The sequence below is a fragment of the Chryseobacterium cucumeris genome (assembly GCF_001593385.1).
GTDB lineage: Bacteria > Bacteroidota > Bacteroidia > Flavobacteriales > Weeksellaceae > Chryseobacterium > Chryseobacterium cucumeris.
Window position 1 is genome coordinate 184,131 of the sequence record NZ_LUVZ01000043.1, and the last position, 14,930, is coordinate 199,060.

The 14,930-nt window shown below is 37.0% G+C and carries 11 protein-coding genes; 2 read left to right on the plus strand and 9 right to left on the minus strand.

Features of this window, described 5'->3' with window-relative positions:
- Nucleotides 1-3: 3 nt before the first annotated feature.
- The 6 genes from A1704_RS18080 to A1704_RS18105 form a co-directional block, all read right to left on the minus strand.
- Nucleotides 4-2,817 carry a hypothetical protein gene (locus A1704_RS18080; protein WP_131797537.1) on the minus strand — a complete coding sequence of 938 codons (2,814 nt, stop codon included), beginning with the start codon at nucleotides 2,815-2,817 and terminating at the stop codon, nucleotides 4-6.
- A gap of 40 nt (nucleotides 2,818-2,857) precedes the next feature.
- Nucleotides 2,858-4,489, minus strand: coding sequence for a T9SS type A sorting domain-containing protein (locus A1704_RS18085; protein ID WP_062675461.1), 1,632 nt, complete (start codon nucleotides 4,487-4,489; stop codon nucleotides 2,858-2,860).
- A gap of 275 nt (nucleotides 4,490-4,764) precedes the next feature.
- Entirely contained in the window at nucleotides 4,765-6,222 is a 1,458-nt protein-coding gene (locus tag A1704_RS18090) for a TolC family protein (RefSeq protein ID WP_062675462.1), read from the minus strand.
- The gene (locus tag A1704_RS18095) at nucleotides 6,194-9,385 is read right to left on the minus strand and encodes an efflux RND transporter permease subunit (RefSeq protein WP_062675463.1); all 3,192 of its coding nucleotides are present in this window, start codon (nucleotides 9,383-9,385) and stop codon (nucleotides 6,194-6,196) included. The genes A1704_RS18090 and A1704_RS18095 overlap by 29 nt, the downstream gene beginning before the upstream one ends.
- Before the next feature lie 21 nt (nucleotides 9,386-9,406).
- The gene (locus tag A1704_RS18100) at nucleotides 9,407-10,489 is read right to left on the minus strand and encodes an efflux RND transporter periplasmic adaptor subunit (RefSeq protein ID WP_047428612.1); all 1,083 of its coding nucleotides are present in this window, start codon (nucleotides 10,487-10,489) and stop codon (nucleotides 9,407-9,409) included.
- 147 nt (nucleotides 10,490-10,636) lie between these two features.
- Nucleotides 10,637-11,023 (minus strand): hypothetical protein, encoded by a 387-nt coding sequence (locus tag A1704_RS18105; RefSeq protein WP_062675464.1) that lies wholly within the window; start codon nucleotides 11,021-11,023, stop codon nucleotides 10,637-10,639.
- Between the two features lie 636 nt (nucleotides 11,024-11,659).
- Here A1704_RS18105 and A1704_RS18110 point away from each other — a divergent pair.
- Nucleotides 11,660-12,052: a multicopper oxidase domain-containing protein gene (locus tag A1704_RS18110; RefSeq protein ID WP_062675465.1), complete on the plus strand. Its 393-nt coding sequence runs from the start codon at nucleotides 11,660-11,662 to the stop codon at nucleotides 12,050-12,052.
- Nucleotides 12,053-12,091: 39 nt separating this feature from the next.
- Complete coding sequence (locus tag A1704_RS18115) at nucleotides 12,092-12,526, plus strand: META domain-containing protein (protein ID WP_062675466.1); 435 nt, start codon at nucleotides 12,092-12,094, stop codon at nucleotides 12,524-12,526.
- A gap of 68 nt (nucleotides 12,527-12,594) precedes the next feature.
- Here the strand turns inward: A1704_RS18115 and A1704_RS18120 are convergent, their stop codons facing one another.
- The 3 genes from A1704_RS18120 to porN are packed head-to-tail and all read right to left on the minus strand — an operon-like array spanning nucleotide 12,595 to nucleotide 14,917.
- Nucleotides 12,595-12,855 carry a SemiSWEET transporter gene (locus tag A1704_RS18120; RefSeq protein WP_062675467.1) on the minus strand — a complete coding sequence of 87 codons (261 nt, stop codon included), beginning with the start codon at nucleotides 12,853-12,855 and terminating at the stop codon, nucleotides 12,595-12,597.
- A 34-nt stretch (nucleotides 12,856-12,889) separates the two neighbouring features.
- Nucleotides 12,890-13,924 carry an NAD(P)/FAD-dependent oxidoreductase gene (locus tag A1704_RS18125; RefSeq protein WP_062675468.1) on the minus strand — a complete coding sequence of 345 codons (1,035 nt, stop codon included), beginning with the start codon at nucleotides 13,922-13,924 and terminating at the stop codon, nucleotides 12,890-12,892.
- A gap of 54 nt (nucleotides 13,925-13,978) precedes the next feature.
- Nucleotides 13,979-14,917, minus strand: a complete 939-nt coding sequence (gene porN, locus A1704_RS18130; RefSeq protein ID WP_062675469.1) for a type IX secretion system ring subunit PorN/GldN — start codon at nucleotides 14,915-14,917, stop codon at nucleotides 13,979-13,981.
- Between the last annotated feature and the right edge of the window lie 13 nt (nucleotides 14,918-14,930).

Genomic DNA, 14,930 nt, shown 5'->3' on the forward strand with positions numbered 1-14,930 from the left:
TGCTTATTGTTTGTTGTGATACTGATATTCTTTTATGGTTTTATACGAGATATTTCCCCCTGCATCTTTTTCCATTTTTTTTGCCTTCTTCAGTCTTCCTGCATCATCATATTCATACACTTCCCTGAAACCTGATGGCGGAGTTGTACTTGTCATCCCTACTAAAGGATCATAAGAATAGGTGGTGACAACATAATTTGCCAATGCCGGATTTTGCCTGAATGTATCAAGGGCATTAATAAGATTTTGTTCTGACTGTTGTGGAGTCATTCCCTGAGGCTGGATATAATCGTCATTGGAAGCATTTACAATAGCCGTGATAGCAGACTGCGGGATGTCGGATAACTTGGCTCTGTCTATTTTGGCAATGAGTTGTGTTTTATTATATCCATAAATGAAGGTCGTGGAAATTCCCACTGCGGATGTAATCTGCTGAAGATTTCCTTTATCATCGTATAAATCAAATGTTCCGGTTTCCTTCTTAGAGCCGTCTGCAATATTGGTTACCAATACAGAGGTAGGCATAAGAAGGGAAGGATTATTGTACAATGTTTCTGCTCTGGACAGTATTTTCCCGTTTTTCTTTTCTTCTGTAATCACAGGAACCCCTGTCATGTAGGCATTTTCAAGTTTCTGGTAAGCAGCCAGCCCTATTGGATATGTATAAGTCTTTTCAGCAATATCAGTATCTGTAGTCATCTTCGTATAGATGGGTTTTAAGTTAGAACCGCTGACTGTAGTTTCAGATTTACTTTCCAAAAATCTTCCTCCAGGATAGAAAGCCTTATTGGTGTTGATGCTTTTCTTTATGTAGGCGGGTTTTGAAGTCATTTTGGAACCTGCTAAGAAGCTATATTCGTTATCGGAAAAATTATCCAGTTCATAATCATACAATTCTGTGGTCAGAAGGGTATTCTGATCATCATAATTTTCTTTTTTGGAAAGCAGTCCTCCTTTGGTGATATTGTAATAAGGCCAGAAATATTCAGGGGATGATCCTCCTACGGTTTGCTGTTTCGGATAATCATCTGGATTTTTAAATGTATAGCGTACAGACCCCTTACCCGCTTCTGATACTTTTACATTTTTATACAATACATATGTAGTTCCCACATCATCATCACTGTCTTTTTCATTTTCAAATAAATATCCGCTTGCACTGTCAGGCAGATCAAAAGAATCATAAGTGTAATTTACAGTTCTCTGTGGAGTTGTATCATTGATATCTTTATAATACTTAATATTTTTTATTCTGCTTTTTCCTAGTTGTCTGGCATTTCTGAAAGGTCCGGGATTTAATTTCATTTCTAAAGCGTTGAAAGTCCCATTGGCTTTTGCTTCTCCTGTGCGTACGATTTCCAGGGTATAATCTCCCGGATAATTATTCAGTTTATATTCTTGATTAAACAAGTTATTAGTGACTGTAAAAGTTGGAATAATAATCTCCGATCCTCTTTTTAAGGTAATCTTCAGGTTATGTTCTTTAGGTTTAAGCGGCGGCGGCGGTGGGTCCGGACGTTCATAATCTGTAATATTGAGGACAAATTTGAAGTTTTTCTTTACCTGCTGATTTCCCGGGATATTAAAACTATAAATCAGAGATTGTGTAGTATTGATCCCCCCATTAACAATAGTGGATAAATACTGAATATTGGGATACGTAACATCAAGCTCTCCGGCAAGAAATGCAAGAAATGCAGGATCACTGAAATTAAAATATAATTCTCCTAATTCATAATTATATTCAGCTACCCCACCTGTAGGAGATATCATTTTTTTTAATGCTCCATCACCTGAAGGATCGGTGTAAATAAAAGTGTTTTTTTCTATAGAAGTCCCGTTTTTATCATTTTTGATAACAGAATTCAGTATCCTTTTCTTCTGTGCAGCTGCAGTTCCTACAGAAAGCATGGTATAATTAAATGCATAAGAATATAACGTTTCTCCGGCAGGATTTTTCATATATATTTTTTGTAAACTATAGGGATCACTGGTGGCCTCTGCATTTGCATCTTTATTTTCCAGCGTTTCATCATATATATAGTCAAATGCTACCTGCCCTTTGCGGCTGGTGATGGTTTTGATTTTATTCTGCTGGAAGATTAAGTACTGATTATTGGTTCCTTTATATTTTGTTTTTTTATCATAGGTTACCGCTGCTGTTTCTACCCCGATAGGATTCAGAATTCGGGTAAGGTAGTAAGCTGTTTTGTATTCATTTCCCATAAAAAACTCTCCACAGCTATATCTGGCAGCATCAAAATCTGTAAAAATATATTGGTATCCGTTATCTGCGGTAATGGTAAAACTATCTGCTTTAAAAGTTGCGGTATTACTATTTCTTACATAATCAATTTTGACATGATTAGGGGTAAGATTAATCAGGGTAAATGTATTATTTACAATATCCCTTTTTATACTGAACTTTCCGGATAATCCCGGAAGATTATAGTAGTAGATATCATCAAATTCATTTTTCAGATAATTGGCAGAACTCGCATTATCATAGCATTCATCCAGCTCGTTAATAATCTTTTTATAGATCACGGCAGCTCCGAAGAATGACCAGCGTGACCCTACATCACTTGCTGTACCGGTAGGGTAGACACTTTCTGTATTATAACCTAAACCCATCGGCCATGCCATATCATCTGAAAGCGGTGCATTCAGAAGAGGAAGTCCTATTTCAGGAAGCCCTGAGGATAATGACATGGGTACATCGGAATAACGGGACATGGCAGCCATGGATGGCGACGCAACAGGAGTCGTTACAACATCTCCGACACTTTGCTGAGAATATCCCTTTTGTGCCATCATGGACAATAAGGATACTAGTATCACTTTTCTTCTCATCAGTTTATTTCTTAATTAATTTGGCATTCGCCGTTTTGTTGATATCAGTTTTTATTGTGATCAGATAAGCTCCCTGCACCAAAGCCTGGGTATTGATCTTCGTGACTCTGTTTTTAGTTTTTATACTTTGGAGCTGTCTTCCACTCATATCATATAACAGAATATCTGCTTCTTTAAAGTCGTTGAATCCTATTTCTACATAAGCGTAGTCAGAAACAGGATTTGGATAGATCTTGATATCGTATTTTTCAATCAGCTGATCAACTTGTTTGTCTCCCAGTTTTACAATTTTCCAGTTTTCTTTACCCAGCTCTTCTGCACTGGTTCCGGCAAGAATAATGGAACCGTCTCTGTTGAGTTTTAAATCAGAAAGTCTTTCTTCCTTTTGTCTGGATTCTCCTTTTACGTGTTTTCTCCACTGCTCATTACCATTTTGATCTAAATACAGCATCCAAAAGGTTTCATCATCAGTTTGAATTCTTCCTTCAGCCTGGGTGTAACCTCCTAATAAAAATCCTTTAGAAGATTTATCGTCAGCAGAATGAAGAACACTCATACCCATCAAAATATCTCTGTTTTTGAAATTGTAGGATTTCTGCCACTGCTCTTCTCCTCTTTCATTGAGAGCAATCAGCCATAAGTCTGTTCCTTCTTCAATGCCTACGGTTTTGTTTCCTGATCTTTCTGATCTTGATTCTCCACCAATGATAAAACCTGTAGAGGTTAGTGCAAGGGTTCTCAAATGATCATCTCCTTTGCCTCCGAAGTTCTTTTCCCATTCTACTTTTCCGTTTTTGTCCAACTTGACAATCCAGTAATCACCCTCACCAAAGTTTTCAGTTTGTTTCGAGTTGCGGGATTCGGGATTCGGGTTTTGAATCTTTGATGCAGAACCCGCATCTCGCATCCCGGAATCTTTTTCAGAACCAGAAACACGAACCTCGGAACTTCTTGAATAAATCCCCAGTAACGCTCCTCCATCTCTCGTTGGAATCATCTTCTCTACTTCATCTAAACCTTTTCCGCCTAAAATTAATTGGGAGAGTTCTTTCCCGTTTTTATCGAGTTTGGTAATCCAGACATCTTTAGAGCCATAGCCTTTTGCTGAATTCTGTACGTTTCCGGCCACAAAAAATCCTAAATCAGTAGTCTGGATAACCGCTCTGGCTTCTTCATCAGAAGAACTTCCCAAAGTTTTCTGCCATAATTCATCCCCAAATTCATTGATTCTGATCAGCCAGATATCTGAACCTCCTTTGGAATCGTCTTTTTTGTCTAACCCTTTTCCGGAATAAGATGTTCCGGCCAAAAGAAATCCTCCATCCTGAGTAGTAACGGTAGCAGAAAGATAATCATGGTTCTGTCCTGAGAAATATTTCTCCCAGACTTCTTGACCTTGTTGATTGAGTTTTAGTAAATGAAAATCATAACCGTTATTGGGCTTACTGCCTGAAGCCTGTTGCTTATTGCTTTGAATAGAACTTCCTGTGATCAAATATTGTTGATCAATGGTTGTGGTGACCTGGCTTAGAAAATCCTGGGTAGAGGATTGGATGTCTTTTTGCCACACCACTTCCTGGGCAGATATGCCCAGGATCGTGCATAAAGTGAATGCACTGAGATAAAGTTTTCTCATTCCCGTGTTGTTGTTTTTTGAGTTAGTAATTAGTTTATTAAAACGCAGCGAATTTAGTACTTTTTAAGACACAAAAATTGATATACTTCAACCTACTATAAATCATGCTATTAATAATTAGATTTTCTATATATTGTATTGCAATTTGTATCATTATGATGCAAAAATATCTACTCACGGCGACAGAACCTGTCGTATTAAAAATAAAAAGGCCAACTCAAAAGAATTGACCCTTCCAAAAAACATTAACTGTTTATTGATAGAATTATGATGTTTTATTTCCAGCCTCCACCTAAACTTTTATAGATGTCGACTACAGTACTGAGCTGTTTCTGTTTTGCTTCGATAAGCTCCATTTTAGCATCCAATGCATCTCTCTGATTCAAAAGAACTTCAAGATAATCTGCTCTTGAATTACGGAACAACTGATTAGCAATATCAATAGACTGATCCAGGGCTTTGGTTTCCTGAGACTTCAACTGATAATACTGGTCAATATTTTTAACCTTTGACATTAAATTGGCAACGTCCAGATAAGCATTCAAAATGGTTTTATCATATTCGTACAATGCCTGAACCTGTTTTGCATCTGCCGTCTGAAAATTAGCTTTTATCGCACTCTTATTAATGAGTGGTCCAGCCAGCTCACCCACAAGATTGTAAGCTATTGATTCTGGTAATTTAACAAGATAGGATGGTTTGAAAGCTTCCAGTCCTAAGGTTGCAGAAATTTCCAAAGAAGGATAAAATTCTTTTCTTGCAGCTTCCACATCCAGTTTTGATGCTTTCAATTCCAGCTCTGCCTGCTTGATATCAGGACGGTTGGCTAATAACTGAGATGGGATTCCGGTATACACTGTGGGAGGAATGGTAGACATAAAGTTTTCCTTTGTTCTCACAATCGGTTGTGGATATCTTCCCAGTAAAGCAGTAATTTCGTTTTCCTTCTCTGTGATCTGCTGACGAATTGTATATTCTGAAGCTTTGGATTTCGCCAACTCTGCCTCAAATTTCTTCACAGCAAGCTCCGTTGCTGCAGCGGCTTCTTTCTGAATTTTGGAAATTTCCAATGCTCTCTGCTGAAGCTTGATATACTGCTGTATAATATCCAATTGATTATCAAGTGCTAATAACTCATAATAATTATCCGCAACTTCTTCAATAAGATTCGACAAAACAAAGTTTTTCCCTTCCACTGTAGAAAGGTAATGAGCTACTGCAGATTCTTTCTCCGTTCTGAGTTTTTTCCAGATGTCAATTTCCCAGCTTGCATTTAATCCTGCTTCAAAATTTCCCAGTGGATCCGGCATTTCTTTTCCGGGTTCTATTTCTGTAGTAGCATCCCCTGCTCCTTCACTCGTATAACGGCCGGATTTTTTCAATCCCGCTCCTATTCCTGCAGAAACCGTTGGAGTCAATCTTCCTTTTTTAGCTAAAACACCACTTTTAGCAATTTCAATCTCCTGAAGTGTGATCAGAAGCTCCTGATTATTTTTTAAAGCCGTTTCAATCAGCGTTACAAGGTTAGGATCTGTAAAGAACTGTCTCCACGGAGTTGTTCCGCTATTATTGTTAGCATCCTGCTGTTCTTCCTGATTAAAGTTCTGAGGAATATTTTCTTTTACCTCATCTTTTATAACAGTCGCCATCGGCGCCTTACAACTTGCGAGTACAAGTGATAAGGCAATGGCTGTGATTATATTTTTAGTCTTCGAATTTTCCATCATGTTCATAAGGTTCAGTTTGTTCTGTTAAAGGATTCTCTTCTTCATATCTCGCCAATCGTGACTTATCAGCAATGGTTCCGAAGATATAATACAGTCCGGGGATAATCATCAATCCGAAAATAGTCCCGATTAACATTCCTCCTGCTGCTGCAGTACCAATGGTTCTGTTACCAACTGCTCCCGGTCCTGTTGCAATCACCAATGGAATCAATCCGGCAATAAATGCAAATGATGTCATCAAAATCGGACGGAAACGGATAGCCGCTCCTTCAATAGCCGCTTTGGCTACAGGGATTCCTTCTTCTGCCTTTTTCTGAACGGCAAATTCTACAATCAACACGGCATTTTTACCCAGAAGTCCGATAAGCATGACCATGGCCACCTGTGCATAGATGTTGTTTTCCAATCCTAATAATTTTAAGCATAAAAATGCTCCGAAAATACCTACCGGAAGGGATAAAATAACCGGTAACGGGAGGATGAAACTTTCATACTGTGCAGAAAGAATCAGGTAAACAAATCCTAAACATACCAGGAAGATAAATACGGCTTCATTACCACGGCTTACTTCATCTTTGGAAATACCCGCCCAGTCTATACCAAAACCTCTTGGAAGTGTTTTATCCGCAACTTCCTGAATGGCTTTGATCGCCTGTCCACTACTATATCCAGGTGCCGGAGTTCCGCTCACCTCTGCAGAGTTATACATATTATGTCTGGTAATCTCTGATAATCCGTATACTTTTTCCAATCTCATAAAGTCTGAGTAGGGAACCATCTGATCTTTATCATTTTTAACATACAGTTTCAGCAGGTCAGTTGGTAAGGCACGGTATTGAGGTCCCGCCTGAACAATTACCTTATAGGGTCTGTCAAAACGGATGAAACTCGTTTCATAGTTGGAACCAATCAATGTAGATAGGTTATCCATTGCTTTTTCAATGGTTACTCCTTTTTGTTCTGCAAGATCATTATCAATCTTAAGCATATATTGCGGAAAACTCGCAGAATAGAAAGTAAATGCTGATCCAAGTTCCGGACGTTTCTTAAGCTCCTTCACAAAGTCATTACTTACCTGCTCCATTTTATGATAATCTCCACTTCCCGCTTTATCCAGTAAACGAAGTTCGAAACCTCCTGCTGCTCCATATCCCGGAACGGATGGCGGCTGGAAGAATTCAATATTGGCACCTGGAATATTTTTCGCTTTTTCCTCAAGTTTTTCAATGATTTCAGCGGCGGATTCTTTACGTTCTTCCCAACTTTTAAGGTTGATCAGACAGGTTCCTGAGTTTGACCCGGTACCTTCCGTTAAAATCTCATAACCCGCGAGAGAAGAAACGGATTGTACTCCATCAATGTCTTCAGATTCTCTTAAAAGTTCTCTGGCAATCTGGTTTGTTCTTTCCAATGTAGATCCCGGAGGTGTCTGAATAATGGCATAGATCATTCCCTGATCTTCAGCCGGTATAAATCCTGATGGTAAAGAGTTACTCAGGAAGAATGTACAGGCACAGAATGCTAATAGTAACGGCAATGTTATTGTCTTTTTTGTCACTGTTTTATTCAGTAACTTCTCATATCTGCCAGCTCCTTTCGTGAACAGGTTGTTGAATTTATCAAGGAAAATAGTAATGGGAGTTTTCTTCTTCGCTTTTCCATGATTATTTCTTAAGATCAGAGCACATAATGCTGGTGTCAGCGTAAGTGCCACTACCCCTGATAAAATAATGGATGAGGCCATTGTAATAGAGAACTGACGGTAGAATACCCCAACCGGTCCGGACATAAATGCAATCGGAATGAACACCGATGCCATTACCAGTGTAATTGCGATAATTGCCCCACTGATCTCATGCATTGCTTCCTCGGTAGCCTTCAATGGAGAAAGATGTTTCTCTTCCATCTTGGCGTGAACGGCTTCAATAACTACAATCGCGTCATCTACCACAACCCCGATCGCCATTACTAAGGCAAAAAGGGAAATCATATTCAGGGTAATTCCAAAGGCTGACATCACTGCAAATGTTCCTACCAATGAAACCGGAACGGCTAATGCCGGAATCAATGTTGAACGCCAGTCTCCAAGGAATAAGAATACCACGATGGCAACCAAAACGAAAGCTTCAAATAAAGTGTGAATTACTTTTTCCATGGATGCGTCCAGGAATCTTGAAACGTCATAACTGATGTCATAATGCATTCCCTTAGGGAAATTATTTTTTTCAAGATCTTTCATCAATGCTTTCACATTTTTGATAACGTCACTTGCATTGGATCCATAGGATTGTTTTACGGTGATCGCAGCTGAAGGTTTTCCGTTCAATGTGGAATAAATATCATACATGGAACTTCCAAACTCAATATCGGCAACATCTTTCAGTCTTACAGATTCTCCGTTCGGTTTTGCTTTTAAAATAATGTTTCCGTAATCTTTTTCATTATTGAAACGACCAGGATATTTTAATACGTACTCGAAAGACTGAGAGCGTTTTCCTGAACTTTCACCTGTTTTCCCAGGGGAAGCTTCCAAACTCTGCTCATTCAGAGATTCCATTACTTCATCTGCTGAAATATTATAAGCTGTTAACCTGTCCGGCTTAAGCCAGATACGCATTGCATATTCACGGGTTCCCAGGATATCGGCAAAACCTACACCACTTACCCTTCTCAATTCAGACATTACATTGATATCTGCATAATTGAAAAGGAATTTCTGATCAGCTTTAGGATCATCACTGTACAGGTTAATATACATCAACATGTTGGGTTCTTCACGTGTGATCTTTACCCCTTCACGCACTACCAAAGGCGGAAGCTTATTAACTACTGAAGATACACGGTTCTGAACGTTTACTGCAGCTACATTGGGATCCGTTCCCAGATCAAATACAATCTGAATGGAAGCTTCCCCGTCATTTCCGGCATCCGAAGTCATATATTTCATACCGGGAACTCCATTTAATCCTCTTTCTAAGGGGATTACTACGGATTTAATCAACAATTCGTTGTTAGCTCCGGGATATTCTGCGGTGATATTTACTTTAGGTGGAGAGATGGATGGGAACTGTGTCACCGGAAGTTTTACCAATGACAGTATTCCCATAAATACAATAATCAATGAGATTACTATAGACAGAACTGGTCTGCGAATGAATTTCTTAAACATACTGCTTCATTTTAGAGACCACTACTCTGCTTTTAATTTCAATGATTGAAGAACTTTCTTAGGATCCTGGAATTTTGTTTTCACCTTTTGATCATCCTTTACTTTCTGAACTCCTTCCAGAAGAATCTGATCTCCTTTTGAAATTCCTGATCCTACCACATACAAATCCTGAAGTTCATAGGCAACTTTAATATTTCTGGATTTTGCTACTCCATTTTTATCAATGACAAATACATATTTCTGATCCTGAATTTCATAGGTTGCTTTCTGTGGAATGATCAATGCATTGTGAACAGGCATTGACATCTGCACTTTTCCGGTTTCTCCGTTTCTCAGAAGTTTGTCCGGATTAGGGAATTTCGCACGGAAAGCAATATTTCCTGTTTCGTTATCGAATTCTCCTTCAATCGTCTGGATCTCTCCTTTTTGTGTATACATTTCTCCATTGGCTGTAATCAAAGAAACCTGATTGCTTCCTCTGTCTGCAGCATGAGTCTGATAGCTCAGATATTCAGGTTCTGAAACGTTGAAATAGGTGTAGATACTTGTGTTATCTGATAACGAAGTCAATAAATCGCCTTCATCTACAAGGCTTCCCAATTTCAGTGGAATTCTGTTAATAATCCCTGAAAACGGAGCTTTGATATCAGTAAAAGACAAATGGATCTGAGCCAGTTTCATTTCTGCATTGGCAGCGTCCAATTTAGCTTTTGCCATCGCTCTTTCATTTTTAGAAACGATGTTGTTTCCTGCCAGTGTACTTGCGTTTTTAAGCTCAATAGAAGCTTGCTCTACTTCTGCTTTTGCTTTTAATAATTCTGCCTGATACAATTTAGGCATAATACGGAACAATGTTTGTCCTGCCTGTACGTACTGTCCTTCATCTACAAAGATTTTTTCCAGGAACCCTTTTTCCTGAGCTCTCACTTCAATATTTTTTACAGATTGAATCTGGGCTACGTATTCTTTGTTGATTACGGTATCCATGACCACAGGGGACGTCACCGGATAGACGGTAACTTCTTCTTTTTCTTCTTTTTTCTTATTGCAGCCAACCGCCAACAAAAGGGCACTCAGTGCAATTCCCGAAGCAACTCTTTTTATCATAATTCTAGAGTTTATATAATCGTTAATGTTTTGATAGAAATAAAAAACGGTAATAAAAGGGGTACGGTGTGATGATTACCGGCATACACAACGCAAGGTATTTCCGCCCGTCATCAGGCAGAAAATAAACGGAACGGAGAAATTTTAGATTCTAATGGAGCGGATAAGAATAAATCTTTTGTTGGCTAAACCAAGAACAAAGCCATGAATATCCGGTTTTGATAGTTTATAGCTTTTTAGTCCAAAAATATAGACAAGACTGAAAACTCCTGCAAAAACAACAATAGCCTGCCATACTTCAGACAGTTCGAAATCATTTTCGGTAAGTTCTATAGTGGAATTGTCTACATTATCTGCCATCTGCTGAACGGAGAGTTTTTCAAAAGTCTGATTCAGTCGGTTGGCTCTTTTGGGCATATGATGAGAAACATGACCGTTATAGTCGTTTCGGAGCGTTTTAACATCAAGTCTGCTTTCTACTACAAAGAGTAGAAAAAGACCGGTTAAAAAATATACTACGAAGTTTCTCATTTTGAAGTTGCAAATGTACACCCAGATTATGATATTATCATCATGGATTAACAAAATTTAACTCTTCTTTAAAATAACTGAATATAAAAAAATGATAAATATTAAATATTTCGTTTATTCAAGCGTAATTCGAGCAATCCTGACATCTCATCTGTGCAAGTTTCAATTCTCAAATATCAAGCCATTTTTTTGGATTTAAGGAAATTTTAATTTTAAAGTTGTTGCATTTTTGAACATTTTAGGTGGCATAGTACTCTACTTTGAAAATTTAATTAGTCAAACCTAAACTTTATCATGAATTATAATTATTAACATTAACTTATTGTTACTCTTTTCTTTTTGAATTATTTTTGCCGAAAATTAACACAACAAATGAAAAATGAAAAAAATCAACATTATACTACTGAAAACAAATTCGTTAAAAACCCTGAATTAACAACAGTTACCATTACTTTCGACAATAATTATTAGTTTCCGTTTTGTGAATTTTGTTTCCAAACACAGTGAGTTAAATCATGTAAAACTTTAACTTTCTGTTAGTTTATGAAAAATTAACATATATTTATTAAAAATATTTGTAAATTTATATAGCATTAACATCATAATTCATGAAACACTTTAAAATCACTTATCACTATGAAAAAATTATTATTACCAGTCCTTTTCGGATTGACCATTATTTCCCTAACAGCGTGTAAACATCCCGGAAAAGAAGCTGAAATCATTACTGCTGTTACTCCAGAAAATACAGATGACATTTCAAAAAATGTGTATGTTGACAGCTATGGAGAAAAAATAGAAGTTACCATCAATAACACCAAAAATACAGCAACAATACATTTAAACGGCAAAACTTTTGACCTTAAAAAAAGTGATGCTTTACCTGAATATACTGCCTCCAATGAAGAATATCAATATTCTGATATTAAAGGGAATATCACTTTCCTGAAAAAGAATGTTGATATGGTCCTGTTTCATCTTAAACAGGCAAAAAAAGAGTCTGGTCCTGCAAAAATGGCATCGTATTAGCATAGGGATTAGCAATTCAAATTAAAAAAAATAAACATTATGAAAAGTTTATATTATTATGTATCGGCACTTGTTATCGCAACATTTTTAGTTGTTTCATGTAAAACACAAAATGCTCAAAAAGCAACTACTGATATTACAGGAAAAACATGGAAACTTACAGAACTTAACGGGAAGCCGATTGAACTGAAGAATCCTAAAAACAATCCTTATTTTAAACTTGAAATGGATGGTATGAGATATCAGGGACATGCCGGATGTAATGGTTTGGGAGGAACTTTTGAGATCAAACCTGAGATAATGAGAATTAAGTTCAATCAGGGAATGTCTACGATGATGGCTTGTGAGGATCTTGATATTGAAAATCAATTTACCAAAGCAATTCTTGCAGCAGACAATTACTCTGTAAATGGAAATACGCTTACTTTAAACAAAGCAAGGATGGCTCCTTTAGCTAAATTTGTTCTTCAGTAATTGAATCTCACTTAAATAAAAATAAAATACGCCTCATCATGATGAGGTGTATTTTTTTATTGACATTTCTATTTTTTGTTGTTGTACTTTATGTAGCAGATCAAAAGGCTGATATTCACCAGAACCGCAAATGCATTTGATATAATAATAGGGAGTTCGTCCTTTTCAAAGCCATACCAGACCCATAAAGAGAGTCCTGAAATCAGAACCAGGAGCATGAGTAAAGAAATATCTTCTACATTCTTTTCTCTGATTACCTTTATAAGTTGTGGAATCATTGAAACGGAAGTGAGAACTCCGGCCACTAAACCTAATATATTTTCATTCATAAATTTTCACTTTGAATACCAATTCTAAGATACACTATTGAAATCTCTTCCACGAAACTTCTTCATGCAATGGAATATCTTCTTCCATAAAACGGAACAGATCTCTTGAAAAATAGCACCCATTAAGAATCCCACGGGCTCCAAGTCCATTAAAAACATAAAGATTACTGAAGGTATCATGTCTTCCGATGATAGGTCTTCTGTCTTTTACGGTCGGGCGGAATCCAAAATGCACTTCTTCTACTTCAAAATCATAAGGGTAAAATTCTGAAAGTCCTTTCACCAGTTGGGCAACTGCTGATTCGTCAATATGATGGTGAAGCTGCTCTCTGTCATAAGTTCCTCCATAAAAATATAATTCGTTCCCGGTTGGAAATAAGAAGTGTTTCTTTTTAATGGTTATATTTTCCGGAATCGGTTGAGAAAGTTTCACTTTTATGTGGTGACCTTTGTTCGGGTTTACTGTAATCTCTGAAAAATACGGATTATCCTTCACCCCCATCCCTTCACAGAAGATCATATTTTTGAAAGTAAAATCTTTATATACCCCTTCAGATGGATTCAATTTTGAATAATCGAATTTTTCTTTGACCAGATGATCATTTTTTTCAAAATAATTAAATAAACCACTGAAAAATCCATTAACGTTGAGTCTTGCAGACTGATTCACCTTTCCGGTAAGAAAGTCGTTTTTTACTACATTTAAACGATCAAAATTCTGATCAAGAAAATTTGATAATTCTTCATTTGCTGATTTTTTCAACCATAAATTCTGTTCATTTTCATCATGAAAAATTCTGTGAATGGGAGCATTGATCAAATAATTTTCTCCGGTATATGATTCTATTTCTTTAAGACTCTCTTTAAGAAAATCTATTTGCTCCTGTGCTTTCCAGAATGTGGTAAACTTCTTTAGAACAACAGGATTGATAATTCCTGCTGAAACCTGAGAAGCGCTTTTTCTTCCTTCCGTAAAGATCACAAAAGACTTGTTATTTTTGATCAGCTGATGAGCTAAGAAAAGCCCTGCATATCCGTCTCCTACAATAATATAATCTACATTTCTCATAATAAAAAAACCTGAGTAAAAATACTCAGGTTTTCTATAAATATCAAGTGAAATCTAGTAATTCCACATATCATTTTCCATTTCAAGAATCTGCGCTTTGATTCTATCGCTTTCTTCCAGTTGTTCATCGGCATTTTTAGGAATATAATCCTTAATAGTACCGTCTCCTAAACCAGCCGAAGATTTATAAATGATAGAAGAGAATCTTCTTGCATTGATAACATCATCGAAAGATAAGTCAGCAGATGAATTTTTTCTATTGAAAACAAAATTGTTTGCTAAGATATCACGAGCACTTGGGTAGTAGATCCAGAAAAGATCAATAAGCTCATCATTACTTGCAATAGGCTTACCATCCGGACCAATAACTCCCTGCACTGCAGGATCTGGTCCCATTGCAGCAATACCAAGAGGTCTGTATTTCATTTGTCCGTCTCTCTTATCAATAAACCACATACCCATGATTTTAAGAACTTTTACTTTATCAGTAGTCGTCTTAAATACATCAGTATACTGTTTCTTTTCTGCTTCTGTAAGCTGTCTTCCAGAGTTTAAGATATCAATAGCAGCATCATTGATGATTACTTTTTCCAATCTCTTCTGAATTCCTTCCGGAGAAAGTTTTACAGTAAAGTTTTCATCGTCATATACCTGCTCAATCTTACCGCTCAAGGCAGCATCCAATAATAGTTGGTATAGAGATCTTGTAGGGGTAGCAAGAAGACCATCCGGATTATCGTAGTAGAATGGTTGGTTGATCTTATCATTCATATCAATGATCTCCCACACAAACATACTCTTAAGGATATCTTTGTCTTCAACAAAACCATATTCAAGAGGTTTTACTGTTTTATCTACAATAGTATCACCAACTTTCTGTTTGTTTTCTGCTCTCATCTGTCTGAACTCTTCCGGAGAAGATGCGTTCAGAATAGTCTGGGAAAAAGCAAATCCCGAAACTAATACTAAAAGGGTGCTAATATATTTTTTCATAATAAATTACAAT

Excerpts from the sequence above, each read along its gene's own strand:
- A1704_RS18080 (WP_131797537.1), bottom strand. The coding sequence starts at position 2,817 with ATGATGGCACAAAAGGGATATTCTCAGCAAAGTGTCGGAGATGTTGTA.
- A1704_RS18085 (WP_062675461.1), bottom strand. The coding sequence starts at position 4,489 with ATGAGAAAACTTTATCTCAGTGCATTCACTTTATGCACGATCCTGGGC.
- A1704_RS18090 (WP_062675462.1), bottom strand. The coding sequence starts at position 6,222 with ATGAACATGATGGAAAATTCGAAGACTAAAAATATAATCACAGCCATT.
- A1704_RS18095 (WP_062675463.1), bottom strand. The coding sequence starts at position 9,385 with ATGTTTAAGAAATTCATTCGCAGACCAGTTCTGTCTATAGTAATCTCA.
- A1704_RS18105 (WP_062675464.1), bottom strand. The coding sequence starts at position 11,023 with ATGAGAAACTTCGTAGTATATTTTTTAACCGGTCTTTTTCTACTCTTT.
- A1704_RS18110 (WP_062675465.1), top strand. The coding sequence starts at position 11,660 with ATGAAAAAATTATTATTACCAGTCCTTTTCGGATTGACCATTATTTCC.
- A1704_RS18115 (WP_062675466.1), top strand. The coding sequence starts at position 12,092 with ATGAAAAGTTTATATTATTATGTATCGGCACTTGTTATCGCAACATTT.
- A1704_RS18120 (WP_062675467.1), bottom strand. The coding sequence starts at position 12,855 with ATGAATGAAAATATATTAGGTTTAGTGGCCGGAGTTCTCACTTCCGTT.
- A1704_RS18125 (WP_062675468.1), bottom strand. The coding sequence starts at position 13,924 with ATGAGAAATGTAGATTATATTATTGTAGGAGACGGATATGCAGGGCTT.
- porN (WP_062675469.1), bottom strand. The coding sequence starts at position 14,917 with ATGAAAAAATATATTAGCACCCTTTTAGTATTAGTTTCGGGATTTGCT.